This is a genomic window from Burkholderiaceae bacterium (assembly GCA_024235995.1).
GTDB lineage: Bacteria > Pseudomonadota > Gammaproteobacteria > Burkholderiales > Burkholderiaceae_C > Ottowia.
Map to the genome: position 1 here is coordinate 2,944,681 of JACKLI010000001.1, position 24,990 is coordinate 2,969,670.

The 24,990-nt window shown below is 69.8% G+C and carries 22 protein-coding genes; 3 read left to right on the forward strand and 19 right to left on the reverse strand.

The genetic code is table 11. From position 1 onward, the window contains the following. Nucleotides 1–97: 97 nt before the first annotated feature. The 8 genes from H6927_14085 to rimP form a co-directional block, all read right to left on the reverse strand. Nucleotides 98–934, reverse strand: coding sequence for a DMT family transporter (locus H6927_14085; protein MCP5219228.1), 837 nt, complete (start codon nucleotides 932–934; stop codon nucleotides 98–100). 62 nt (nucleotides 935–996) lie between these two features. Then, nucleotides 997–2,829 (reverse strand): translational GTPase TypA, encoded by a 1,833-nt coding sequence (gene typA / locus H6927_14090; GenBank protein ID MCP5219229.1) that lies wholly within the window; start codon nucleotides 2,827–2,829, stop codon nucleotides 997–999. Between the two features lie 29 nt (nucleotides 2,830–2,858). Beyond that, nucleotides 2,859–5,111: a tetratricopeptide repeat protein gene (locus H6927_14095; GenBank protein MCP5219230.1), complete on the reverse strand. Its 2,253-nt coding sequence runs from the start codon at nucleotides 5,109–5,111 to the stop codon at nucleotides 2,859–2,861. 10 nt (nucleotides 5,112–5,121) lie between these two features. Beyond that, nucleotides 5,122–6,084, reverse strand: coding sequence for a tRNA pseudouridine(55) synthase TruB (gene truB, locus H6927_14100; protein ID MCP5219231.1), 963 nt, complete (start codon nucleotides 6,082–6,084; stop codon nucleotides 5,122–5,124). 3 nt (nucleotides 6,085–6,087) lie between these two features. Further along, nucleotides 6,088–6,462, reverse strand: coding sequence for a 30S ribosome-binding factor RbfA (gene rbfA / locus H6927_14105; protein MCP5219232.1), 375 nt, complete (start codon nucleotides 6,460–6,462; stop codon nucleotides 6,088–6,090). Nucleotides 6,463–6,532: 70 nt separating this feature from the next. Then, nucleotides 6,533–9,346, reverse strand: coding sequence for a translation initiation factor IF-2 (gene infB, locus H6927_14110; GenBank protein MCP5219233.1), 2,814 nt, complete (start codon nucleotides 9,344–9,346; stop codon nucleotides 6,533–6,535). Nucleotides 9,347–9,369: 23 nt separating this feature from the next. Next, the gene (gene nusA, locus H6927_14115) at nucleotides 9,370–10,854 is read right to left on the reverse strand and encodes a transcription termination/antitermination protein NusA (GenBank protein MCP5219234.1); all 1,485 of its coding nucleotides are present in this window, start codon (nucleotides 10,852–10,854) and stop codon (nucleotides 9,370–9,372) included. A 44-nt stretch (nucleotides 10,855–10,898) separates the two neighbouring features. Further along, nucleotides 10,899–11,480 (reverse strand): ribosome maturation factor RimP, encoded by a 582-nt coding sequence (gene rimP, locus H6927_14120; GenBank protein MCP5219235.1) that lies wholly within the window; start codon nucleotides 11,478–11,480, stop codon nucleotides 10,899–10,901. A 197-nt stretch (nucleotides 11,481–11,677) separates the two neighbouring features. On the opposite strand from rimP, the gene chrA reads away from it, so the two are divergent. Continuing rightward, nucleotides 11,678–12,919 carry a chromate efflux transporter gene (gene chrA / locus H6927_14125; GenBank protein MCP5219236.1) on the forward strand — a complete coding sequence of 414 codons (1,242 nt, stop codon included), beginning with the start codon at nucleotides 11,678–11,680 and terminating at the stop codon, nucleotides 12,917–12,919. Nucleotides 12,920–12,935: 16 nt separating this feature from the next. On the opposite strand, the gene H6927_14130 is transcribed toward chrA, so the two are convergent. The 5 genes from H6927_14130 to H6927_14150 all read right to left on the reverse strand — a co-directional run bounded on the left by H6927_14130 (nucleotide 12,936) and on the right by H6927_14150 (nucleotide 17,761). Further along, complete coding sequence (locus tag H6927_14130) at nucleotides 12,936–14,546, reverse strand: ABC transporter ATP-binding protein (protein MCP5219237.1); 1,611 nt, start codon at nucleotides 14,544–14,546, stop codon at nucleotides 12,936–12,938. Nucleotides 14,547–14,619: 73 nt separating this feature from the next. Then, nucleotides 14,620–15,663: an ABC transporter permease gene (locus H6927_14135; protein MCP5219238.1), complete on the reverse strand. Its 1,044-nt coding sequence runs from the start codon at nucleotides 15,661–15,663 to the stop codon at nucleotides 14,620–14,622. Continuing rightward, nucleotides 15,656–16,084 (reverse strand): PIN domain-containing protein, encoded by a 429-nt coding sequence (locus tag H6927_14140; GenBank protein ID MCP5219239.1) that lies wholly within the window; start codon nucleotides 16,082–16,084, stop codon nucleotides 15,656–15,658. The genes H6927_14135 and H6927_14140 overlap by 8 nt, the downstream gene beginning before the upstream one ends. Further along, nucleotides 16,081–16,398 (reverse strand): hypothetical protein, encoded by a 318-nt coding sequence (locus H6927_14145; GenBank protein ID MCP5219240.1) that lies wholly within the window; start codon nucleotides 16,396–16,398, stop codon nucleotides 16,081–16,083. Before H6927_14145 ends, H6927_14140 begins: the two co-directional genes overlap by 4 nt. A 331-nt stretch (nucleotides 16,399–16,729) precedes the next feature. Then, nucleotides 16,730–17,761: an ABC transporter permease subunit gene (locus tag H6927_14150; protein ID MCP5219241.1), complete on the reverse strand. Its 1,032-nt coding sequence runs from the start codon at nucleotides 17,759–17,761 to the stop codon at nucleotides 16,730–16,732. Nucleotides 17,762–17,804: 43 nt separating this feature from the next. Here H6927_14150 and H6927_14155 point away from each other — a divergent pair, with 43 nt between their 5' ends. Continuing rightward, the gene (locus tag H6927_14155) at nucleotides 17,805–18,572 is read left to right on the forward strand and encodes a metallophosphoesterase family protein (protein ID MCP5219242.1); all 768 of its coding nucleotides are present in this window, start codon (nucleotides 17,805–17,807) and stop codon (nucleotides 18,570–18,572) included. A gap of 9 nt (nucleotides 18,573–18,581) precedes the next feature. Here H6927_14155 and H6927_14160 read toward each other — a convergent pair whose 3' ends face one another. After that, complete coding sequence (locus tag H6927_14160; GenBank protein MCP5219243.1) at nucleotides 18,582–20,384, reverse strand: ABC transporter substrate-binding protein; 1,803 nt, start codon at nucleotides 20,382–20,384, stop codon at nucleotides 18,582–18,584. Between the two features lie 37 nt (nucleotides 20,385–20,421). On the opposite strand from H6927_14160, the gene fabI reads away from it, so the two are divergent. Continuing rightward, on the forward strand, nucleotides 20,422–21,225 hold the full coding sequence (gene fabI, locus H6927_14165; GenBank protein MCP5219244.1) for an enoyl-ACP reductase FabI: 804 nt from the start codon (nucleotides 20,422–20,424) through the stop codon (nucleotides 21,223–21,225). Nucleotides 21,226–21,270: 45 nt separating this feature from the next. Here fabI and H6927_14170 read toward each other — a convergent pair whose 3' ends face one another. The 5 genes from H6927_14170 to rsfS are packed head-to-tail and all read right to left on the reverse strand — an operon-like array spanning nucleotide 21,271 to nucleotide 24,985. Beyond that, complete coding sequence (locus H6927_14170) at nucleotides 21,271–21,663, reverse strand: VOC family protein (GenBank protein ID MCP5219245.1); 393 nt, start codon at nucleotides 21,661–21,663, stop codon at nucleotides 21,271–21,273. A gap of 29 nt (nucleotides 21,664–21,692) precedes the next feature. After that, on the reverse strand, nucleotides 21,693–23,183 hold the full coding sequence (rng, locus tag H6927_14175) for a ribonuclease G (GenBank protein ID MCP5219246.1): 1,491 nt from the start codon (nucleotides 23,181–23,183) through the stop codon (nucleotides 21,693–21,695). A gap of 19 nt (nucleotides 23,184–23,202) precedes the next feature. Next, a complete protein-coding gene (maf, locus tag H6927_14180) occupies nucleotides 23,203–23,802 on the reverse strand; it encodes a septum formation inhibitor Maf (GenBank protein MCP5219247.1) in 600 nt (199 codons plus the stop codon). A gap of 23 nt (nucleotides 23,803–23,825) precedes the next feature. Then, nucleotides 23,826–24,296 (reverse strand): 23S rRNA (pseudouridine(1915)-N(3))-methyltransferase RlmH, encoded by a 471-nt coding sequence (gene rlmH / locus H6927_14185; GenBank protein MCP5219248.1) that lies wholly within the window; start codon nucleotides 24,294–24,296, stop codon nucleotides 23,826–23,828. Next, nucleotides 24,293–24,985: a ribosome silencing factor gene (rsfS, locus tag H6927_14190; GenBank protein MCP5219249.1), complete on the reverse strand. Its 693-nt coding sequence runs from the start codon at nucleotides 24,983–24,985 to the stop codon at nucleotides 24,293–24,295. Before rsfS ends, rlmH begins: the two co-directional genes overlap by 4 nt. Nucleotides 24,986–24,990 lie beyond the last annotated feature (5 nt).

Genomic DNA, 24,990 nt, shown 5'->3' on the forward strand with positions numbered 1-24,990 from the left:
CCCGCGCTTGCAAGGCTCCAGCCTTGCTTCGCGCAGGCGCCTTGCATCCAGCCCCTTGGCGAGACAACGCGATCCCCTTTCATAGCGTTAACAGGCCCTAGCCCATCAGCTCGTTGGCCAGCAGGGCGCCGATGACCAGCGCACCGCCCTGCAGCACCTCGGGCCGCGGCGCCTCGCCGGCGATGGCCCAGACCAGGCCGATGCCGAACACGATCTCCAGCAGGCCCAGCAGCGACACCTCGGCGGCGGGCAGCACCCGCGCGCACAGCACGGCCAGCACGCACGGGATGGCCAGTTGCCCCACGCCCAGCGCGGCCAGCCAGCCCAAATCGCGCGCCGACGCGGCCTGAGGCCAGGCCCAGGGCGCCACCGCCAGCGCCGACAGCACGGCGCCCAGCAGCACGGCGGGCACCAAGTCGACCGGCGTGCCGCGCGATTGACCCTGCTGCGATGCCGTCCAGTTGACGGCCGCGGCCACCGGCACGCCCAGCGCGACGATGGAGCCCAGCCAGGCCGAAGCATCGCCAGCATCGCCCAATTGGCCAGCAAACATCCAGGCCATGCCGAGGCCCGCCACGGCAATCGCCACCCAGGTGCGGCGCGGCAGGCGCCGGCCGGTCACCACGCGCGACAGCAGCGCCGTCAGGAAAGGGCCGAAGGCCATGGTCACCAGCACGCGCGCCACGCCGGTGAGCGAGAGCGCCACCATGAAGGCGGTGAACATGACGGCCCAGCACAGCCCCGACAGCCACAGCGCCGGCTGGCCCCAGGCGATGCGCGCCCACACGCCGCGCCCGCGCCACAGCGGCAGGATGACGAGCAGCGCCAGCACGGTGAAGGCGCTGCGCCAGAAGGTGACCTCCAGGCCCTGGGCGTGCTCGATCTGGCGCGTGACGACGCCCGCCGTGCCCCACAGGAAGGTGGTCAGCACCATCATCCACACCGCGCGGGTGTGCGACCAGGATGGGTGGGCCGTCACGCGAAGTCGGCCGTGCGTCAGACCGACGCTTCGCGGCTGGCGCGCTTGCGCTCGTGCTCGCTCAGGTGGCGCTTGCGCAGGCGCACGCTCTTGGGCGTGATCTCGACCAACTCATCGTCCTCGATGAACTCCACGCCGTACTCCAGCGTCAGCTCGATCGGCGGCGTGATCTTGATCGCGTCTTCCTTGCCCGAGACGCGGAAGTTGGTGAGCTGCTTGGTGCGCGTGGCGTTGACCACCAGGTCGTTGTCGCGGCTGTGGATGCCCACGATCATGCCTTCGTACACCGGATCGCCCGCCTTGACGAACATGCGGCCGCGGTCGTCCAGCTTGCCTAAAGCGTAGGTGAAGATCTCGCCCGCGTCCATGCTGATCAGCACGCCGTTCTTGCGCCCGCCGATCTCGCCCTTGTGCGGCTCGTAGCCGTCGAACAGGTTGCTGATCAGGCCGGTGCCGCGCGTGAGGTTGAGAAACTCGTTGCCAAAGCCGATCAGGCCGCGCGCCGGAATGCGGTATTCCAGCCGCACGCGCCCGCGGCCGTCGGGCTCCATGTTGACCAGCTCGCCCTTGCGCTCGCCCAGCGCCTGCATCACGCCGCCCTGGTGGCCTTCCTCGATGTCGGCCGTCACCAGCTCGATCGGCTCGCAGCGTTCGCCGTCGATGTCCTTGAACACCACGCGCGGCTTGCTCACGGCCAGCTCGTAGCCCTCGCGGCGCATTTCTTCCAGCAGGATGGTCAGGTGCAGCTCGCCGCGGCCCGAGACCTCGAACACGCCGTCCTCGTCGGTCTCCTTCACCCGCAGCGCCACGTTGGAGCGCAGCTCGCGCTGCAGCCGGTCCCAGATCTGGCGGCTGGTGACGTACTTGCCCTCGCGGCCGGCCAGCGGGCTGGTGTTGACGCAGAAGTTCATGGTCAGCGTCGGCTCGTCGATCTGCAGCATGGGCAGCGGCTGGGGGTCGGCCGGATCGGTGATGGTCTCGCCGATGCCCACGTTCTCGATGCCGTTGACCAGCACGATGTCGCCCGGGCCGGCCTGCGCCACCTTGACGCGGTTCAGGCCCTCGAAGGTCAGCACCTCGTTGATGCGCGCCTTGTAGCTGGCGCCATCCGGGCCGGCCATCACCAGCACCTCCTGCCCCGGCTTGATGGTGCCGGCGTTGACGCGGCCCACGCCGATGCGGCCGACGAAGGTGGAAAAGTCCAGCGCCGACACCTGCAGCTGCAGCGGCGCGGCCGGATCGCCCTCGTGCGGCGGCACGTGTTTGAGCACGGTCTCGAACAGGGCCGACATGTCGGGGCCCCACTGCTCGCCCGGCTCGCCTTCGGCCAGCGAGCTCCAGCCGTTGATGCCCGAGGCGTAGACCACCGGAAAATCCAGCTGCTCGTCGGTGGCGCCCAGCTTGTCGAACAGGTCGAACGCGGCGTTGATCACATAGTCGGGCCGCGCGCCGGGCTTGTCCACCTTGTTGACCACCACGATGGGCTTGAGGCCCAGGGCCAGCGCCTTCTTGGTGACGAAGCGCGTCTGCGGCATGGGGCCTTCCTGCGCGTCGATCAACAGCAGCACGCCATCGACCATGGACAGCGCGCGCTCCACCTCGCCGCCGAAGTCGGCGTGGCCGGGGGTGTCCACGATGTTGATGTGCGTGCCCTGCCAGCTGACGGCGCAGTTCTTGGCCAGGATGGTGATGCCGCGCTCGCGCTCGATGGCGTTGTTGTCCATCACCGTGTCCACCACCTTCTCGTGGGCGGCGAAGGTGCCGCTCTGGCGCAGCAGTTGGTCGACCATGGTGGTCTTGCCGTGGTCGACGTGGGCAATGATGGCGATGTTGCGAATCGGTCGGGTCATGATGGGTATGGACAGAAAAAAACAAGGAATCAAGGCAGCGCGGGCACGCGGATGTGATCGGGCGGCAGGCCCTGGGCATGGCGCTCCCAGGCCAGGTCGAACGCGCGCTCCAGGTGGCGGGCAAAACGCGCCGTGTCGAACAGCGGCACGGCCAGGCGCGTTTGGGCCAGTTGCCGCTTGAATGCCTGCACGCGCTCGGGCTCGGCCGACAGCTGCAGCGCCTGATCGACGTAGGCCCGGGCGTCGTGCGTGACCAGATCGGGCAGCCCGCAGGCCTGCAGCAGGCTGGCGCCCACGCGCGCGGCAAAGCTGGCGCCGGCGCAGGTCAGCACCGGCAGGCCGGCCCACAGCGCGTCGCTGGCGGTGGTGTGGGCGTTGTAGGGCCAGGTGTCCAGGAACAGGTCGGCGCAGGCGTGGCGCGCCAGGTGCTGCGGCAGCGGCGCGCGCCCGGCAAACACCAGCCGCTGGGCATCGACGCCGTGGGCCGCGGCTGCGGCACGCAGGTTGCGGCGGGCATCGCCTTCGGGCACCAGCAGCCACAGCACGCTGGCCGGGCGCTGGCGCAGCAGCTCCATCCACAGGCCGAACACCTCGCGCGTGATCTTGTAATGGTGGTTGAAGCAGCAGAACACGAAGGCGCCGGACGGCAGGCCTTGCGAGGCGCGCGTGGGCACCTGCGGGTCGATGGCACGCGCGCGGTCGTTGACCTGGTAGCTGTCCGGCAGCGCGATGATTTTTTCGCTGTAGTGCGGGTACGCCTCGGGCGGCACGACGATGGCGTCGGCCACCTGGTAGTCGATGGCGCCGGGCATGCCCAGCGTGCCGGGGTAGCCGATGTGGTGCAGCTGGATCGGCGCCACGCGCTGGGCAAACACGCCCATCCGGCTATCCGCGGTGTGGCCCTTCAGGTCGACGGCCAGGTGCAGATCCAGCGCGCGCGCACGCTGCACCAGTTCGGCATCGCTCAGCTCGCCCCAGGCCTCGAAGCGGTCGAAGGCGGCGCGCACCCGCTGACGCATGGGGTCGTCCTGGCCAGCCGGGTAGCGCCCCAGGCAGATGCCCACCCATTCAAAGCGCGTGCGATCGTGCTGCTCGAACAGGCCCGCCATCAAAACGCTGGTGGCGTGCTGGTGAAAGTCGCTGGAGAAATAGCCGACGCGCAGGCGCTCGGGGCGCGGCTGGCCGACGAGCGCTCGCCAGCGCGGCGCCGCCGCATCGCCTTCGGGGCCCAGCGGGAAGCGCAGGGCACTCACCGCCTCGGTCACCTGGCGCAGCTCGGCGCCATCGACCGGCAAGGCCAACAGGTACCAGGGCTCCACCCCTTCCAGCCGGCCCTGCCGCCACTGCGTGCGCAGGGCGGCCAGGTCGGCGTCCACCGCGTCCCAGTCGCACAGGGCCTGGTCGGCCGCCAGCAGGTTGCTCGAGGCGACGGTGTCCTGTGGGTCGAGCTGCTGCGCGCGGGCCAGCCAGGGCCGGGCCTCGGCATGGCGTTTGGCCCCGGCCAGCACCACGCCCAGGGTGCGCGCGGCCACGGCGTGCCGCGGGTCGAGCTGCACGGCGCGTTCGGCGTGCTCGATGGCCTCGGCGTGGCGCTGCAGCCGCGCCAGCACCTGCGCGGCGTTGCTCCAGGCGTCGGCCAAGGTGGGCGCCAGCTGCAGCGCGCGCTGGTAGCTGGCCAGCGCCAGCGCATCCTGCCCCAGCCGATGCTGGCACATGCCCAGCAGGTTCCAGCCCGCGGCCAGCTCGGGGTAGCGCTGCACCACGCCCTGCATCAGGGCCAGGGCCTCGTCGTGCCGGCCCAGCTGGTTGAGCGCGGCGGCCTGGTTGCAAACGGGGTCGGGCCGCTCGGGCGCCAGATCGCCGGCGCGGCGAAAGCTCTCCAGCGCGGCGGCGGCGTCGCCCATCTGCATCAGCACATGGCCGCGGTTGAAGTGGATGGCGGGCTGGGCCGCATCGAGCTGCAGCGCGCGCTCCAGGTGCTGCAGCGCCTGGGCGTGCAGCCCCAAGGCCGCCTCGGTGGCGGCCAGGTTGACCCAGGCGGCCACATCCGCCGGGGTCTGCTGCACCAGGCGCTGCTGCAGCTGGCGGGCCTCGTCCAGCCGGCCCAGGCGCTGCTGCGCCAGCCCGGCCAGTTGCAGCGCCGCGGGCGCGGGCTGAGGCGCGCCCAGCCACGGGGCCAGGGCGCTCAGCACCGCGTCGAAGCGCTGGTGCTGCCAGGCCGCGGCCGCTTGCGCCAGGGCGGCGTGCTGCGCGGCATCGAGGGTGGATGGGACGGGTTTCATGGTCCGCCCTTCACGCCGCCGATACGGCCTGGGCCTGCATCTGGCGCAGCTCCAGCGGCGACAGCAGGCGGTTGGGGATCAGCTCGCCGGCTTTGACGTGGGCCGTGCCCAGCAGGGCGCGCGGCGCCTGCCCGTACACGGCCACCTGCGCGGCGTCGGGCCAGGGGCCGCGCCGGCGCAGGCCGCTCAGAAAACGCCCGGCCTCCTCGTTTTCCAGGGTGATCGGCGCATGGCCTTCCAGCAGCACCTCGGGCGGCAGCAGGCGAGCCATGCGCTGGTCTTCGTCCAGGGCCTCGAAGGCATCCAGCGTGATGCAGGCCGATTCGTCGAAAGGCCCGGTGGCCAGGCGCCGCAGCGCGATCAGGTGCCCGCCGCAGCCCAGGGCCTGGCCGATGTCCTCGCCCAGGGTGCGGATGTAGGTGCCCTTGCTGCAGGTGACTACGATATCGATAGCTGATTGGGCTTGATCGGTGCGGGCCAGAGCCATGTTCAGCTTGTAAACCTGCACCGTGCGCGGTGCCCGCTCCACCTCGATGCCCGCGCGGGCGTATTCGTACAGGGCCCGGCCGTCCTTCTTGAGCGCGCTGTGCATGGGCGGCACCTGGGTGATGGTGCCCACGAAACGCTGGCGCACGCGCTCCAGGTCGTCCTGCGTCAGCGCGGGCACGGCACGGCGCTCGATCACCTCGCCCTCGGCGTCACCCGTGCTGGTGCGCTCGCCCAACAGCAGCGTGGCGGCGTAGGTCTTGTCGGCGTCCAGGTGCAGGCCGCTGAACTTGGTGGCGGCGCCAAAGCACAGCGGCAGCACGCCGGTGGCCAGCGGGTCGAGCGTACCGGTGTGGCCGGCCTTTTCGGCGCGCAGCAGCCACTTGGCTTTTTGCAAAGCCTGGTTGCTGGACAGGCCCAACGGCTTGTCGAGCAGCAACACCCCGTGCACGGGGCGCCTCATGACCCTCGTGCGTGTCGCGGTCATGGCTTACTCGTCGGCGTCCTTGGAGCGCGAGGCCACCGCCTTGGCGATCAGCGCGTTCATGTCGGCCGCACGCTCGGTGGTGCGGTCGAACACGAAGTGCAGCGTGGGCACAGTGTGGATGTGCAGGCGCTTGAACAGGCCATTGCGCAGGTGGCCGGCGGCGTGGTTGAGCGCCTCGGCGCTGGCCTGGGCGTCGCCCGTCAGCACGCTGAAGAACACCTTGGCGTGCGCGTAGTCGGGCGTGACCTCGACCGCGTTGAGGGTGACCATGCCCACGCGCGGGTCCTTCAGCTCGCGCGCGATCAGCTCCGACAGATCGCGCTGGATCTGGTCGGCGACGCGAAAGCCGCGGTTGGGAACGATGCTCTTGCGGGGCATGAAACGATCCGGAAACTACGGAATGAATAGCTGCCGGCGCTTGATGGACAGGCGCCGGAGGCCATTTTGATCACAAAGTCCGTGCGATCTCCTTGATCTCGAAGAACTCGAGCTGATCGCCCTCTTTGATGTCGTTGTAGTTCTTGAGCTTGATGCCGCACTCGAAGCCTTCCTTGACCTCGCGCACGTCGTCCTTGACGCGCTTGAGCGACTCCAGCTCGCCGGTGTAGATGACCACGTTGTCGCGCAGCAGGCGGAAGTGCGCGTCGCGGCGCACCAGCCCGTGCGTGACCATGCAGCCGGCCACGGTGCCGATCTTGGAGGCCACGAACACGGTGCGGATCTCGGCCGTGCCGATGACCTCTTCCTTCTGCTCGGGCGCCAGCATGCCGGACATGGCGGCCTTCAGTTCGTCGACCGCGTCGTAGATCACGTTGTAGTAGTGGATCTCGACGTCGTTGCCTTCGGCCAGCTTGCGCGCGCCGGCGTCGGCGCGCACGTTGAAGCCGATGACGATGGCCTTGGAGGCGATCGCCAGGTTGATGTCGCTCTCGCTGATGCCGCCCACGCCGGTGTAGACCATCTGCACCTTGACTTCGTCGGTCGACAGCTTGAGCAGCGTGGCGGCCAGCGCCTCCTGCGAGCCCTGCACGTCGGCCTTGACGATGATGGGCAGGTGCTTGACCTCGCCCGCGCCCATGTCGGAGAACATGTTCTCCAGCTTGGCGGCCTGCTGCCTGGCCAGCTTGGTGTTGCGGAACTTGCCGGCGCGGTAGGTGGCGATCTCGCGCGCGCGCCGCTCGTCGGTCAGCACCATGAAGTCGTCGCCGGCCTGCGGCACCTCGGCCAGGCCCTGGATCTCGACCGGGATCGAGGGGCCGGCCGACTTGGTGGCCTTGCCGTTTTCGTCCAGCATGGCGCGCACGCGGCCGAAGGTCTGGCCGGCCAGCACCACGTCGCCCACGTTCAGGGTGCCGGACTGCACCAGCACGGTGGCCACCGGGCCGCGGCCCTTGTCCAGGCTGGCCTCGATCACCAGGCCCTTGGCGGCGGCATCGACCGGCGCCTTCAGCTCCAACACCTCGGCCTGCAGCAGCACCTGCTCCAGCAGCTCATCGATGCCCTGGCCGGTCTTGCTGGACACGGCAATGAAGGGCGAGTCGCCACCGAACTCCTCGGGCACCACCTCTTCGGCCACCAGCTCGGCCTTGACCTTCTCGGGGTTGGCGTCGGGCTTGTCGGACTTGGTGATGGCCACCACGATGGGCACCTGTGCCGCCTTGGCGTGCTTGATGGCCTCGCGCGTCTGCGGCATCACGCCGTCGTCGGCGGCCACCACCAGGATGACGATGTCGGTGGCCTGCGCGCCGCGCGCCCGCATGGCGGTGAAGGCCTCGTGGCCGGGGGTGTCCAGGAAGGACACCACGCCGCGCGGCGTCTGCACGTGGTAGGCGCCGATGTGCTGGGTGATGCCGCCGGCCTCGCCCGCCGCCACCTTGGCGCGGCGGATGTAGTCCAGCAGCGAGGTCTTGCCGTGGTCGACGTGGCCCATGACGGTGACCACGGGCGGGCGCGTCAGCGCCTCGGCGTCCTGCGCCTGCACCTCCTGGTCGGTGAAGGCCTCAGGGTCGTCCAGCGCGGCCACCACGGCCGTGTGACCCATTTCCTCGACCACGATCATGGCCGTGTCCTGGTCCAGCGGCTGGTTGATGGTGACCATCTGGCCCATCTTCATCAGCACCTTGATGACCTCGGAGGCCTTGATGGCCATCTTGTGCGCCAGCTCGGCCACGGTGATGGTCTCGGGCACGTGCACCTCGAGCACGCGATGCTCGGCCGGCACCTCCTCGACGGCGCGCTCGTCGCGGCCGCGCTCGCCACGGCGGCCCCGGGGCCCGCCGCGCCAGTTGTTGCGCCCCACCCCACCGCTGCTGTCGCCGCGCGTGGGAATGCCTTTTTTCTTGGACGGATCGCCGGCCCAGCTGGACGACAGCTTGGCCGACTTGAGTTCCTTGTTGACGCCCGGCGCCGCCGTCTTGGCCGCGGCGCCCGCCTTGGCCTTGACCGCGGGGGTGGTGGCGGCGGCCTTGCCCTCGTCCGGCTTCTTGGCCACCAGCACCTTGCGCGGCGCGTTCATCATGGCGCGGATGGCCTCGGCCTCGGCCAGTGCCTTGCGGCGCTTGGCATCGTACTCGCGCGCCAGGGCGGCTTCGTCCTCGGCGCTGGGCGCGGCGGCGGCCGGCTCGGGTGCTGGCTCGGCCTTGGCGGGCGTGGCCTCGACGGCTTCGGCCTCGGCCGGCTGCTTGTCCGCGGCCGGTGCGGCAGGCGCCGCGGTGGCCTGGGCGGCCGCGGCGGCTTGCTCGGCAGCCAGGCGGGCCTGCTCGGCCGCGGCCTGGCGTTCCTGCTCTTCGCGCAGGCGGCGCTTTTCGGCTTGCTCCTCGGCCTGGCGGCGCAGCAGCTCGGCGTGGCGGCGGGCTTCTTCATCGCGCCGCGCCTGTTCGGCGGCGTCGATGATGGGCGCGGGCGCCGGCTCGGCGGGTGCTGCCGACTCGGCGGCGGGCGCGGGCGCTGCCGGCGCCACCTCGTCCTCGCGCTTGATGAAGGTGCGCTTCTTGCGCACCTCCACCTGGATGGTGCGCGCCTTGCCCGAGGCGTCGGCCTGCTTGATCTCGCTGGTGGTCTTCTTGGTCAGCGTGATCTTCTTGCGCGCGGCGCCGGTGCCGTGGCTGGCCTCCAGATAGGTCAGCAGCTGCTGCTTGTCGGAGTCGGTCAGCACGTCGGTGGTCGAGCGCTTGCCCACCCCGGCGGCGTGCAGCTGCTCCAGCAGCGCGTCAGCGGGGCGCTTGAGTTCGTTCGCGAAATCGGCAACGGTGGTGTTCGTCATATACGGTGCGTGTCTCCATGTCCTTACTCTTGGCTGGCGAACCAGTGCTCGCGCGCCTTCAGGATCAGGGCCCGGGCCTCGTCCTCGGACTGCCCAGTGATGGCGGTGAGTTCATCGACGGCCAGGTCGGCCAGGTCGTCGCGCGTCTGCACGCCGGCTTCGGCCAGCTGGCCGATCAGCGCGGGGGTCAGGCCCTCGAGGTCACGCAGGTCCTGCGACACCGCGTCCATGCTTTCCTCGCGGGCGATGGCCTGCGTCAGCAGGGCATCCTTGGCGCGGGCGCGCAGCTCCTCGACGGTTTCCTCGTCGAAGCCCTCGATGTCCAGCATTTCCTGGATCGGCACGTAGGCCACTTCCTCCAGGTTGGTGAAGCCTTCGGCGATCAGCATGTCGGCGATCTCCTCGTCGACGTCGAGCTTTTCCATGAACAGCTTGCGCAGCGAGGTGGTTTCCTCGGCCTGCTTCTGGGCCGATTCGGCCGCGTCCATGATGTTGATCTTCCAGCCCGTCAGGTCGGAGGCCAGGCGCACGTTCTGGCCGCCGCGGCCGATGGCGATGGCCAGGTTTTCCTCGTCCACCACCACGTCCATGGCGTGCTTTTCCTCATCGACCACGATCGACGAGACGTTGGCCGGCGCCAGCGCGCCGATCACGAACTGCGCCGGGTCGTCGGACCACAGCACGATGTCCACGCGCTCGCCGGCCAGCTCGTTGGTGACGGCGTTGACGCGCGTGCCGCGCACGCCGACGCAGGTGCCGATGGGGTCCACGCGCTTGTCGTGGCTGAGCACGGCGATCTTGGCGCGGCTGCCGGGGTCGCGCGCGCAGCTCTTGATCTCCAGCAGGCCCTGCTCGATCTCGGGCACCTCGTTGCGGAACAGCTCGATCATGAACTCCGGCGCCGAGCGCGACAGCAGGATGGGCGCGCCGCGCAGCGTCAGGTCCACCTCCATGATCATGGCGCGCACGCGGTCGCCGTTGCGCAGGTTTTCCTTCGGGATCATCTCGCCGCGGCGCAGGCGCCCTTCGACGCGCCCGCTCTCGACGATGATGTCGCCCTTGTCCATGCGCTTGACGGTGCCGGTGAAGATTTTTTCGCCGCGGCTCATGAAGTCGTTCAGCAGCATCTCGCGCTCGGCGTCGCGGATCTTCTGCAGGATGACCTGCTTGGCCGCCATGGCGCCGATGCGCCCGATGGGCACCGAATCGACCGGCTCCTCGATGTACTCGTCGACCTCGATGTCCGGGATCTGCTCCTTGGCCTCGAACAGCAGGATTTCCTGGTCGGGCAGCTGCAGGCCGGCCTCGTCGGGCACCACGTGCCAGCGGCGGAAGGTCTCGTAGTCGCCGGTCTCCCGGTCGATGGCCACGCGCAGATCGACGTCGCCCTCGTACAGCTTCTTGGCGGCCTGGGCCAGCGCGGCCTCGACCGCGCCGAACACGACGTCATGCTCGACGTTCTTCTCGCGCGAAATCGCCTCGACCAGCATCAACAGTTCGCGGTTCATGGTGTCACCTGTTTCAATACTCTCAAAGGAACAGCGGGTGGCGCTTATTCCTGTTTTGCCTCAACCGAATCACCCTTGGGCTTTCGACCCTTGAAATCGACCACCGGCGCCAGGCGCGCCGAGGCCAGCTCGTCCAGCGCGAAGTCCAGCGCCTGCTCGGGCGCCGCCTCGCGCTTCTTGCTCACGCGCACGCCCGGCTTGACCGCCGGCTCGTCACGCCACACGATGCGCCAGCCCTCGCCTTCGCCGCGCTGCAGCGTGCCGCGAAACTTCTTGCGGTTGGCGGCCACCTGGCCGGCCGCGGCCGCGCCGATGGGCGCCTTCAGCACCAGATCGACCACCTCGCCCGCAAAGCGCTCGAAGTCCTGCGCGTGGCGCAGCGGCCGGTCGATGCCGGGCGAGGACACTTCCAGGCGCTGGTAGTCCACGCCCTCGACCTCCAGCACGTACTGCAGCTGGCGCGTCACGCGCTCGCAATCGTCCACCGACACCAGGCGCTCGACCTGCTCCGCGGCCCATGGCCAGTCGATCGTCACCCGCAGCAGCCCCCCGGCCGAGCGTTCCAGCTCGACCAGCTCATATCCCAATGAGCGCACGGTGTCTTCGATCGTCGGTTGCAGTGCCACGTGTGTGATCGGTGAAGCCTGCGGCCGCGCCGCGCCATTTCGGCACCCGGCGCTGGCGTTCAGGCATAAAAAATGGGCGGGTGCAAGGCCGCCCATGTGGTCGTCAATCCATGGAATTTTAGCACGACAGCGCCCGCGTGACAACGGCCCGCGCCCAGCCTGGCCAGACGGGGCCGGCGGCCGATATGCTTGCGCCCATGTCCTCCCCCGCACCGCCCGGCACCTGCGCGCGCCCCGACAGCCCATGGGCCGTGGGGCTGATTTTCCTGTGCCTGGGGCTGACATCGTTCGGCGGGCCGGTGGCGCACCTGGGCTACTTTCGCCAGGAATTCGTGGTGCGCCGCCGCTGGCTGGACGAAGCCGCCTACGCCGAGCTGGTGGCGCTGTGCCAGTTCTTGCCCGGCCCGGCCAGCAGCCAGGTCGGCCTGGCGCTGGGATTGCGGCGCGCGGGCTACCCCGGCGCGCTGGCGGCCTGGTGCGGCTTCACGCTGCCGTCGGCGCTGGCGCTGGTGCTGCTGGCGCTCGGCCTGACGCACTGGAACATGGCGCACCCAGGGGCCCAGGGCGCCCTGCACGGCCTCAAGGTGGTGGCGGTGGCGGTGGTGGCGCAAGCCACGTGGGGCATGGCGCGGCAGCTGTGCCCCGACGGCCGGCGCCGCGTGCTGGCGGTGCTGGTCGCGGCCACCGCGCTGGCCTGGCCCACGCCCTGGACGCAGGTGGGCGCGATGGCCCTGGCGGCTGCCTTGGGCGCCGCGGGCGCGTTGCGGCTGCCGCCCGGGCCGGCCACGCCCCAGCAGGGCGCGCCGGCGGCGCGCTCCCTGCGCGCTGGCGCCGCCTGGCTGGCGCTGTTCTTCGCCCTGCTGCTGGGCCTGCCGCTGCTGACGGCGCTGGCGCACGGCAGCGCGCATGCCGTGCTGCTGCTGGTGGACGCCTTCTACCGCGCCGGCTCGCTGGTGTTCGGCGGCGGTCACGTGGTGCTGCCGCTGCTGCAGGCGGAGGTGGTGCCGCCGGGCTGGGTGAGCGAAGACACCTTCCTGGCCGGCTACGGGGCGGCGCAGGCCGTGCCGGGGCCGCTGTTCACGTTTGCCGCCTTTCTGGGCGCCGCCCGCACGGTGGCGCCCCAGGGCTGGCTGGGTGGCGCCATCGCGCTGGCGGCCATTTTTGCGCCGGCCTTCCTGCTGCTGGCCGGCGCGCTGCCGTTCTGGGAGCGCCTGCGCCACAGCGGGCGGGCGCGCCGCGCGCTGGCCGCCGTCAACGCCGCGGTGGTGGGCGTGCTGCTGGCGGCGCTGATCGACCCGGTGGCGCGCTACGGGCTGCGCGGCGCGGCGGATGCCGCGCTGGCGGCCGTGGCCCTGCTGGCGCTGATGCGCTGGCGCGCACCGCCCTGGCTGGTGGTGCTGGGGTGTGCGCTGGCCGGGGCGGCGATGGCGCTGGTTTGAACCTGGAAACGGCCGCTCAGGCCGCCGCCAGCAGCTTTTGCGTGTAGGGGTGCCGCGGCGCGCCCAGCACCTGCGCGGCGGCGCCGGACTCGACCACCACGCCGTCCTTGAGCACGATCACCTCGTGCGCCATGGCGCGCACCACGGCCACGTCGTGCGTGATCAGCAGGTAAGCCAGCCGCCGCTCACGCTGCAGCGCCTGCAGCAGGGCCAGCACCTGCTTCTGGATGGTGACGTCGAGCGCGCTGGTGGGTTCGTCCAGCACCAGCAGCTCGGGCCCGACGATCAGCGCCCGCGCCAGGGCGATGCGCTGGCGCTGGCCGCCCGAGAACTCGTGCGGGTAGCGCGCCAGCAAGCCGGCAAAGCGCTCCCCGCCCAGGCCGACGTCCGCCAGGGCCTGGTGCACGCGCGCGACGCGCTCGGCCTCGGGCAGCTCGCGCTGGTGCACGCGCAGGCCCTCGCCGACGATCTCCTGCACCGTCATGCGCGGCGACAGGGACGAGAACGGGTCCTGGAAGACCACCTGCACGGCCCGGCGCAGCGGCCGGTCGGGCCCCGCCCGGTGCTGCCAGGGCCGGCCCGCCACCCGGATGTCGCCACCCACCTGCCGGCGCGCCAGCAGGCCCAGGGCCGCCTGCGCCAGGGTGGACTTGCCCGAGCCCGACTCGCCGATCACGCCCAGCGTGCGGCCGGGCGGCAGGCTGAAGTCGGCGCCCTGCAGCGCGACGAATTCGCCCTTCTTGAACCAGCCGCAAATGCCCGGCAGCGGCGTCGGGTAGACCACGCGCAGCCCCCGCGCGGCCAGCACCGGCGTGGCGCCCGGCGCTGCGGGGCTCTCGTCGACGTCGCGCTCGGGCCGGCTGGCCAGCAGCTGCTGCGTGTACGCATGGCGCGGCGCGGCAAGGAGCGCCGCCGTGGCGCCCTGCTCCACCAGGCGGCCGTGCTGCATCACCGCCACGCGGTCGGCAAAGCGGCGCACCAGGTTCAGATCGTGCGTGATCAGCAGCACCGCCATGCCGGTCTCGCGCTGCAGCTCGCCCAGCAAGGCCAGGATTTGCCCGCGCAGGCTGACGTCCAGCGCGGTGGTGGGCTCGTCGGCCAGCAGCAGCCGGGGCTGGCAAGCCAGCGCCATGGCGATCATGGCGCGCTGGCGCTGGCCGCCCGATAGTTGGTGCGGGTAGGCGCCGGCGCGCCGCGCGGGCTCGGGGATGCCGGTCCTTGCTAACAAATCAGTAGCTGCTTGCGCGGATTGGGCGGGCGTCAGGGCCCGTTTCAGCCGCAAGACCTCGGCGATCTGCTCGCCCACCGTCATCAGCGGGTTGAGCGCCGTCATCGGCTCCTGAAAGATCATCGCGATGTCGTCGCCGCGCAGGCCGCGCAGCTCGCGCTCGGGCAGGCCCAGCAGGTCGCGCCGGCCCTGCGCGGTCTCGAACAGAGCCTGCCCCTGGGTGCGCGCGCCGTGCAGCAGGCCCAGCAGCGCCAGCGCCGTGACCGACTTGCCCGAACCCGACTCGCCCACCAAAGCCAGCCGCTCGCCCGGCGCGAGTGCGAAGTCCACGCCGTCGACCACGGTCTTGGGGCCGAAGGCAACCCGCAGGCCGCGCACGTCCAGCAGCGGCGGCGTCATGCCTGCGCTCCTATCGATTCGATAGCTGGCCGCGCTTGCTGCATCCGGGCTACAACCCCATTGGGCTTGAAATTCATGCCTCCCCCTTGCGCGGGTCCAGCGCGTCGCGCAGCGCCTCGCCCATGAAAGTGAGCAACAACAGGGTGAGCACCAGCACGCCGAAGGTGGAGATCGAGATCCACCACGCGTCGATGTTGTTCTTGCCCTGGCTCAGCAGCTCGCCCAGGCTGGGCGTGCCCGGCGGCACGCCCAGGCCCAGGAAATCCAGCGAGGTCAGCGCCAGGATGGCCGCGCTCATGCGAAACGGCAGAAACGTGACCACCGGCACCATGCTGTTGGGCAGGATGTGGCGCCAGATGATCTGCGCGTTGGGCACGCCCAGCGCACGCGCGCTCTTGACGTAGTCGAGCTGGCGGTTGCGCAAAAATTCGGCACGCACGTAGTCGGACAGGCCCATCCAGCCGAACAGGCTGAGCAGCACCAGCAGCAGGCCGATGCTGGGCGCCAGGATGGCGCTGAAGATGATGAGCAGGTACAGCTCGGGCATGGAGCCCCACACCTCGATGAAGCGCTGCAAGGCCAGGTCGGTCTTGCCGCCGAAAAAGCCCTGCACCGCGCCCGCCGCAATGCCCAGCGCGGTACCCACCGCCGTCAAGGCCAAACCAAACAGCACGCAGACGCGAAAGCCGTAGATCAGCTGCGCCAGCAGGTCGCGCCCGCGGTCGTCGGTGCCCAGCCAGTTGGCGCGGCTGGGCGGCGCCGGATTGGGCGCCTGGGCAAAGTAATTGATGGTGTGCGCGCCGTAGGGGTTGGGCGGGTAGACGGCCCAGTTACCGGGCTTGGCCAACTGCGCGCGGATGAAGGGGTCGAGGTAGTCGGTCTCGGTCTCGAAGTCGCCGCCGAACACCTTCTCGGGGTAGGCCTTGAGCAGTGAAAAGTAGAACTGCCCGTCGTAGCGCACCACCAGCGGCTTGTCGTTGGAGATCACCTCGGCCAGCAGGCTCAGGCCCACCAGCACGCCAAACAGCACCAGGCTGACGAAGCCCAGCCGGTTGCGCCGAAAGCGCCGCCAGGCGCGGCGGGCTGGCGATGGACTGGGCGCCGGCGTTTCAACCATGCAGGTCTTGCGCCAGCAGGTTGACGAAAGGCTCGCGGCTCTTGAAGCGGTAGGCACCAAAGTCGCGCTCGTCGGTGCTCAGGATGCGCCCGTGGCCCAGGTGCTCGGCCAGCAGCACCAGCGAGGCGTCGGCCAGGTCCATCGGCAGGTTGGCGTAGCGGGCCATCAGCTGCGCCAGGCGCTCGGTTTGCGGCGCCGGCCACTGCCACACGGCCACGCCGCCGGCGGCCACGTCCAGCAGCAGGGCCTGGGCCGCGTCGGTGCCGATCCAGCGCGTGAGCAGGTGCGTGGCCTCGGTCAGCACCGGCCAGGTGGTGATCCAGCCTTCGGCCTGGGTGTCCAGTGCCCGCACCGAGCGCCCGTGCCAGGCATCGCCGGCGTCGGCTAGGGCGTAGAAGAACCCGGCGTCGGCAATGATCATGCGCGGCCCTTGGGTGCTTTGGGCGCCGGCCACGGCGGGGTGGCCTCATGCACCGCAGGCGCCCGCCCCTGGTGCTTGTCGGCCCAGGCCTCGGCCAGGCGATCCTTGTAGCGGCTGGCCACGTCGCTGCGGCCGCTGCGCCCCTGCCCCACAAAGGCGGCAAAGTGGCTCAGGCCGCCGCGCTGGGCACGCAGCTGGTCGTAGTAGTGCTGCACGCTGGTGCGCAGCACCTCGCTCACGCCCAGGCCGGTGGCCTGAGCCAGGTACATCAGCTGCTGCTCCGCGTCGCCGTCGAACCGTGCATTCACGCGCATGATGACGAACTCCTTAGAGCCTGTTTATGACCTTTTCATGGTGCCCGTTGCCCCGCAAAGGCAGTGGCTGCAAGGCGCAAACCGCAGACGGGCTGGTGGCCCGGCGAGGATTTGCAACGCCGCAGACGCTGCCTTTGCGGGGCAACCCTTCGGGCAAGGCAGCAAAAAGCCGCACTCGTCGTTGCGCACCTTGCCCAGGCCACCAGCATGGCCTGCGGCGCGCGCCTCGATTGCGGCTTTTTGCTGCCTTGCGGGCACCATGAAAAGGTCATAAACAGGCTCTTAGAAAAATCGGTTTGTCTTGCATTGTATGACAACCGGGTTTTCACCGTCAATCGAACTTCACCCGCGGATCCACCCACACATAGGTCAGGTCGCTGACGAGCTTGGTGAGCAGGCCGATCAGCGTGAACAGGTACAGGGTGCCCAGCACCACCGGGTAGTCGCGCCGGATCACGCTCTCGTAGCTGAGCAGGCCCAGGCCATCGAGTGAGAACAAGGTCTCGATGAGCAGCGCGCCGGTGAAGAACGCGCCGATGAAGGCGGCCGGAAAGCCGGTGACGATGGGAATCAGCGCGTTGCGAAACACGTGTTTCCACAGCACCTGCCGCTCGCTCAAGCCCTTGGCGCGCGCCGTCAGCACGTACTGCTTGCGGATTTCTTCCAGAAAACTGTTCTTGGTCAGCATGGCGGTGACGGCAAAGCTGCCCATCACCATGGCCGTCACCGGCAGCGTGATGTGCCACAGGTAGTCGGTGATGCGCGCCGGCCAGCTCAGCTCGTCCCAGTTGCCCGAGGTCAGCCCGCGCAGCGGAAACCAGCCCAGCTGCCCGCCGAAGATGACCAGCAGCGCCACCCCCAGCACGAAGCCCGGAATGGCGTAGCCCGCCAGCACCAGCAGCGTGGTGACCAGGTCGAACCGGCTGCCCGCGCGCACCGCCTTGGCCACACCCAGCGGCACGCTGATGCCGTAGCTGATGAAAAACGTCCACAGGCCCAGGCTGATCGACACCGGCAGCTTCTCGCGGATGAGCTGCCACACGTCCTTGTTCTGGAAAAAGCTGCGCCCCAGATCGAAGCGCGCGTAGTTCTTCAGCATCAGCCAGAAGCGCTCGGGAGCGGGTTTGTCGAAGCCGTAGAGCTTGCGGATCTCGGCCAGGCGCTTTTCGTCCACCCCCTGCGCGCCGCGATAGGCCAGCCCGCCGCCCTCGGCCCCCGCGCCGCCCGCCCCCGCGCGGGCCTCGGCCAGGTACTGCTCCACCGGCCCGCCCGGCACGAACTGGATCACCACGAAGGTCAGCAGCAGCACGCCCAGCAGCGTGGGCAGCATGAGCAAAAGGCGCTTCAGGACGTAGGCGAACATGATGCGCGATAGGATAGTTCAAGGCACACGTTGCGAGCCCCTCATGAAGCTTCACATTCTTTCCGACCTGCACCTGGGCGTGCAGGACATGGCGCAGCCCGCCACCTCGGCCGACGTGGTGATCCTGGCCGGCGACATCAGCCGGCCCGAGCGCGCCGCGCCCTGGGCGCTGGCCTTCGACAAGCCGGTGATCTACGTCATCGGCAACCACGAGTTCTACGGCTCCAGCCTGCCCGAGGTGAAAGCGGCCTTTCACCGCCTGTTCGACGGCACGCACGTCCACCTGCTGGACGACAGCGCCGTCGAGCTGGGCGGCGTGCGCTTTCTGGGCTCCACCCTGTGGACCGATTTTCTGGCCCATGGCGACGGCGAGCGGCAGGCCGAGGCGATGCGCGCCACAAGCGAGTTCATGTACGACTTCAAGCGCGTGCGCACCGGGCCGGGTGACGACGCCCCGCTGCTGACGCCCGAGGACACCATGCAGCTGTTTGACGCCAGCAGCCGCTGGCTGGACGCCGAGCTGGACCGTCCGTTTGCCGGGCCCACGGTGGTCGTCACCCACCACGCGCCCACGCTGCACAGCATCCACCCGCGCTTTGCCGGCTCGCCGATCAACGCCGCCTTTGTCTCGGATGCCGCGTGGCTGCTGAAGGGGCGGCGCGCGCGGCTGTGGATTCACGGCCACACGCACGACAGCTTCGACTACGAGGTCGACGGCACGCGCGTGCTGTGCAACCCGCGTGGCTACGCACGCGAGGGCAAGGTCGAAAACGCCATGTTCAACCCCGAGCTGGTGGTGTCGGTGGGCTGACAGACAGCGTCAGGGGCCTGGCGGCTGGCGCGCCCACCAGGTCTCGATGGCCCAGGCTTCGCCCTGGAAGTACGCCGGCACCACGGCGGGCCGCGCCAGCCGCCAGGCGTTGTAGGCCAGCCGGTGCACCGGCGAATACCACTGCGGCAGCAGGTAGTGCTCGTGGCTGACCACGCGCTCCAGCGCGCGGCACGAGGCCAGGAACTCGGGCCGGGTCGCCGCGCCCACCATGTGGCTGATGAGGCTGTCCACCGCCGGGTTCTTGACGCCCGCCAGGTTGCCCGAATCGGGAGTGTCGGCGGCCTTGCTGCCGAACAGGTCGGCGTATTCCTGCCCCGGGTTGAAGGTGCCCTGGTAGGCGATGGTGGTGATGTCGAAGTCGAAAGTTTGCAGCCGCTGCTGGTACAGCGCGAAGTCGACCGCGCGGTAGTCCAGGCGGATGCCCAGCTTTTCCAGGTTGCGCCGCCAAGGCGCCACCACGCGCGCGCCGCCCTCGTTGCTGTCCAGGTATTCCAGCACCATGGGCTGGCCCTGGGCGTTCTTCAGCACGCCGCCCTGCACCGTCCAGCCGGCCTGCGCCAGCAGCTGCTGCGCCTGGCGCAGGTTCTCGCGCAGGCCGTTGGGGCTTTGGTCGGTGCGCGGCGGCTCGAAGGCGGGGCCGAAGGCGGCGGGCGGAATGTCCTTTTTGTACGGCTCCATCAGCGCCCGTTGTGCGGCGTCGGGCACGCCCGTGGCCGCGCACGCGGTGTTGCCGAAGATGCCGTGCACGCGCCGGTAGGCGCCGTAGAACATCTGCCGGTTCATCCACTCGAAGTCGATCGCCAGGCCCAGCGCCTGGCGCACGCGCACGTCCTGCAGCAGCGGGCGGCGGGTGTTGAGCACGTAGCTCTGAAAGCCGGTGGGCAACTGGTGCCGGAACTCGCCCTTGACCAGCTCGCCGGTCTTGAACTTGGGGCCGTTCACGCGCCGCGCCCAGTCGCCGGCCGAGTAGAACGCCATCAGATCGAACTCGCCGGCCTTCAGCGCCTCCAGCCGCGCCGTGTTGTCGCGGTAGATCTTGACCTGCACGCGATCGAAGTTGTCGCTGCCGCGCTTGGGCGCCAGATCGCGCGCCCAGTAGTTCGGGTCGCGCACGTAGGTGATGTCGCGCCCGAAGTTGACCGGCCCGATCCGGTAAGGCCCGCTGCCGATGGGCGGCTCCATCACCACCTGGTCGAAGGGCTTGCCCTGCCCCCACTTGCGGCTGAACACGGGCAGGCCGCCCACGGTCAGCGGCAGCTCGCGGTTGGGTTGCCTGAAGCGAAAGCGCACGGTGCGCTCGTCCAGCACGTCAGCGCCGGCCACCTCGATCAGCAGGGTCTTGTAGGCCGGCGAGACGTAGGGGCCGACCAGGGTGTCGAAGCTGTGCTTGACGTCCGCCGCCAGCACCGGCGAGCCGTCGTGAAAGCGCGCCTCGGGCCGCAGGCGGAAGGTGGCCGACAGGCGGTCGGGCGCGACGCTGACGTCCTCGGCCAGCAGGCCGTAGGCGGCGCCGGCCTCGTCCAGCGAACCCGTCAGCAGCGTGTCGAACATCAGCTGGCTGAGGTAGGTGGGCGCGTTGCCGCGAATGGTGAAGGGGTTGTACTTGTCGAAGGTGGAGGCGCGCGAATTGCCCACCAGGCGGATTTCGCCGCCCTTGGGCGCATCGGCGTTGACGTAGTCGAAGTGGCTGAAGCCGGCCAGGTACTTGAGATCGCCCCACAGCGCGTAGCCATGCGCGGCCCAGGCCGGAAGGCTGCATGCCGCGAGCAGGGCCGCCAGAACAAGTCGCATGCGATAATTCTGCCGCTATTTTTCGAGGAGCCAGCGCATGACCCATCCCACCGGCTTTCTGGCGGGCAAGAAGCTTTTGATCACCGGCGTGTTGTCCAACCGGTCCATCGCCTACGGCATTGCCAAGGCCTGCCGCGCCCAGGGCGCCGAGCTGGCCTTCAGCTACGTGGGCGAGCGCTTCAAGGGCCGCATCACCGAGTTTGCGGCCGAGTTCGATTCCACCCTGGTGTTCGACTGCGACGTCGGCAGCGACGAGCAGATCGAGCGCATGTTCAAGGACCTCTCGGCCACCTGGCCCACCTTCGACGGCTTCGTGCACGCCATCGGCTTTGCGCCGCGCGAGGCGATCGCCGGCAACTTCTTCGACGGCCTCTCGCGCGAGAACTACCGCATCGCGCACGACATCAGCGCCTACAGCTTTCCGGGCATGGCCAAGGCCGCCCTGCCCTACCTGAGCGACAAGGCCGCCCTGCTGACGCTGAGCTACCTGGGCGCGCTGCGCAGCATCCCCAACTACAACACCATGGGCCTGGCCAAGGCCAGCCTGGAAGCCAGCGTGCGCTACATGGCCGAGGCGCTGGGTGGCAAGGGCGTGCGCGTCAACGGCATCAGCGCCGGCCCCATCAAGACGCTGGCCGCCAGCGGCATCAAGGACTTCGGCAAGCTGCTGGGCTACGTGGCCAGCGCCTCGCCGCTGCGCCGCAACGTCACCATTGAGGACGTGGGCAACGTGGCGGCCTTCTTGCTGAGCGACCTGGCTGCCGGCGTGACGGCCGAGATCACCTACGTGGACGGCGGCTTCAGCCAGACGGCGGGCCTGTCGGCCGACATGGTGGGGTGACCTGCTGGCCATGGGTCAAATCGACCCATGGCCGCTTCGGCGGCCTTACTTGGGGCGATACAGGGCGCAGAGCTTGTTGCCGTCGGGGTCGCGCACGTAGGCCAGATACAGGGCGCCCGCCTTGCCCTCCCGCAGGCCGGGCGGGTTTTCGATCGAGCGGCCGCCGTGCGCCAGCGCCGCGTCGTGAAAGGCCTGGACCTGCTCGGGCGAGCTGCACTTGAAGCCGATGGTGGCGCCATTGGCAGAGGTCGCCGGCTCGCCGTTGATCGGCTCGGAGATGCAGAAGGTGTTGCCCTCGTGCCGGTAGAACAGCCGCGTGTGGCCGGTGGGCGCCTGGTTGCGAGCGGGCTCGGGCGCGCCGAGCAGGCCCAGCACCGCGTCGTAAAAGCGCTTGGAACGGTCGATGTCGTTGGAGCCGACCATGATGTGGCTGAACATGATTTTTCTCTCCGAGTGGTTCGTGACAGTCAAAGCAGAACGATATCGTACTGATCCGGCCCCACCGTGCTTTCGGCCTGCAGCGAGATGGGCTTGCCGATGAAGTCCGACAGGCCGGCCAGGTGCTGGCCCTCTTCGTCCAGCAGCATGTCGATCACGGCGGGCGCGGCGACGACGCGGAATTCCCGCGGGTTGAACTGCCGCGCCTCGCGCAGGATTTCGCGCAGCACGTCGTAGGCCACGGTGCGCGCGGTGCGCACGCGCCCGCTGCCCTGGCACTGCTCGCAGGGCTCGCACAGCAGCTGCGCCAGCGATTCGCGCGTGCGCTTGCGCGTCATCTCGACCAGGCCCAGGGGCGAGAAGCCGCCCACCTGGGTCTTCACGCGGTCGCGCGCCAGCTGCTTGCGGAACTCGGCCAGCACGGCGTGCTGGTGCTCGGCCTGCGTCATGTCGATGAAGTCGACCACGATGATGCCGCCCAGGTTGCGCAGCCGCAGCTGGCGCGCAATGGCCTGCGCGGCCTCCAGGTTGGTCTTGAACACCGTGTCGTCGAAATTGCGCGAGCCGATGAAGCCGCCGGTGTTGACGTCGATGGTGGTCAGCGCCTCGGTCTGGTCGACCACCAGGTAGCCGCCGGATTTCAGGTCGACCCGCCGCCCCAGCGCCTTGGCGATCTCGTCGTCGACGTTGAACAAATCGAAGATCGGCCGCTCGCCGCGGTAGTGCGACAGGCGCGCCGCGGCCGCCGGCATGAACTCCTTGCCGAAGGCCATCAGCGCGTCGAACTGCTCCCGCGAATCGATGCGGATGGATTGCGTGCCCTCGCCCACCAGGTCGCGCAGCACGCGCTGCAGCAGGCGCAGGTCTTCGTGCAGCAGCGATGCGGGCGGCTGGCGCGTGGCGGCCTCGCGGATGCGCGCCCAGGTCTTGCGCAGGTAGGCGATGTCCTCGGCCAGTTCGGCGTCGCTGGCGTCCTCGGCGTTGGTGCGCAGGATGTAGCCGCCGGTCTTGCCCTCCGGCACGGCGGCGCGCGCCAGCTGCTGCACGCGCTCGCGCAGTGCGTCGCGCAGGCCGGCCGGGATCTTTTGCGACACGCCGATGTGATCGTCCTGCGGCAAAAACACCAGCATGCGCCCAGCCACGCTGATCTGCGTGGACAGGCGCGCGCCCTTGGTGCCGATGGGGTCCTTGATGACCTGCACCATCAGCGTCTGGCCTTCGAACACCTGCTTTTCGATCGGGCGCTGGGCGCCGCCGTTGCGGTGCGCGGGCAGGCTCTCGCCCTCCAGCGGGCGCTGCCACAGGTCGGCCACGTGCAGGAAGGCCGAGCGCTCCAGCCCGATGTCGATGAAGGCCGACTGCATGCCCGGCAGCACGCGCGCCACCTTGCCCAGGTACACGTTGCCCACCAGGCCGCGCTCGAGCGTGCGCTCGACGTGCAGCTCCTGCACGGCGCCCAGCTCGACGACGGCCACGCGGGTTTCCTGCGGCGACCAGTTGATGAGAATTTCTTGCTGCATATTTGATAGCTTCTCGCGCTTATTGCACGTCGGCCGAACGCAACAATTGCGCGGTTTCGAACAAGGGCAGGCCCATGATGCCGCTGTAGCTGCCGCTGATGTGCGCGATGAAGGCCGCCGCCCGCCCCTGCACCGCGTAGCCGCCGGCCTTGCCCTGCCATTCGCCGCTGGCGACGTAGGCGGCGATGTCGGCTTCGCCCAGCGGCGCAAAGCGCACGCGCGAAGCGCTGGCGGCCTGGCCGCGCCAGCTGCCGTGCTGCACCGCCACCGCCGTGATGACGCGGTGCGTCTGCCCCGACAGCACGCGCAGCATGGCGGCGGCCTCCCGCGCGTCCTGCGGCTTGCCCAGGATGCGCCGGCCCAGCGCCACCGTGGTGTCGGCGCACAGCACGGGCGCGCTGGCGCCGCCTTCGGCTTGCAGGCGCTGCACGGCGGCATCGAGCTTGAGCGCCGTCACGCGGCGCACGTAGCGCGCCGGGGCCTCGCCGGGCAGCACCGCTTCCAGCGTCTCGGCCGCCTGCGCATCGCCCGGCAGCAGCAGGCGCCAGCGCACGCCCAGCTGGTCGAGCAGCTCGCGCCGGCGCGGGCTTTGGGAGGCCAGGTAGACAAAGTCAAGCATGGTCAAGTCTCGGCTGCCGCCCTTCATTCGCGGTGATACGGATGCCCCGCGTTGACCGACCAGGCGCGATACAGCTGCTCCACCAGCAGCACGCGCACCATGGCGTGCGGCAGGGTCAGGTCGGACAGGCGGATGCGCTCGTGCGCGGCCTGGCGCAGGGCGGGGTCCAGCCCGTCGGGGCCGCCGATCAGCAGGGCCACGTCCTGGCCCAGCGACTGCCAGTGCGTCAGGCGCTCGGCCAGGGCCGCGGTGCTGACCGCTGTGCCGCGCTCGTCCAGCACCACCACGTGCGCCGATTTGGGCAGCGCCACCTCGATGCGCTGGCGCTCGGCGGCCATGGCCTGCGCGGCGGTCTTGCCGCCGGCGCGCGGCTCGGTCTTGATGGCCTTCAGCTCCACCTTCAGCTCGGGCGGAAAGCGCTTGGCGTAGTCGTCCCAGGCCGCGCCGGCCCACGCCGGCACCCGCAGGCCGACGGCGACCACGCACAGCTTCATCGCGCCGGGCGTGCGGGGGTTTTGCGGGCGGGCGCGGCCTTGCGCGCGGGGCTGGTCTTGGCGGCCGTCTTGGCCACGGGCTTGCCCACCACCAGCATCTTCTTGGCCACCGGCACCTTGGCCATGGGCTTGCGGGCGCTGGTCTTGCGCGCCGCACCCGCCGTGCCTGCGGCCTTCTTGGCGGCGGGCTTGCGCGGCGCGGCAGCTTTGGCACCACCCGCCTTGGCGGGCGCCTTTTTGGCGGCAGCGGGCTTGGCGCTGGCCACAGGCTTGGCTGGCGCCGGTTTGGCAGCCGCTTTTTTGGCCGCCTTGGCCACGGCGGGGGCTGCCGAGCGCAGGCGCACCGGTTTTTCGCCCCAGATTTCTTCCAGGTTGTAGTACTGGCGAATCATGGGCTGCATCACGTGCGCCACGGCGGCGCCGCAGTCGACGATGATCCATTCGCCGTTGTCCTCGCCCTCCACGCGCGGCTTGGCAAAGCCGGCTTCGCGCACCTTGTCGCGCACGCTGGCGGCCAGCGCCTTGGTCTGGCGGTTGGAGGTGCCGCTGGCCACGATCACGCGCTCGAACAGCGGCGACAGATGCTCGGTGTTGAACACCCGGATGTCCTGGCCCTTGACGTCCTCCAGGCCATCGACGATGGCGCGCTGCAGTTTCTGCACGTCTTTCTTGGCGGCGGTTTCGCTCATTGAGT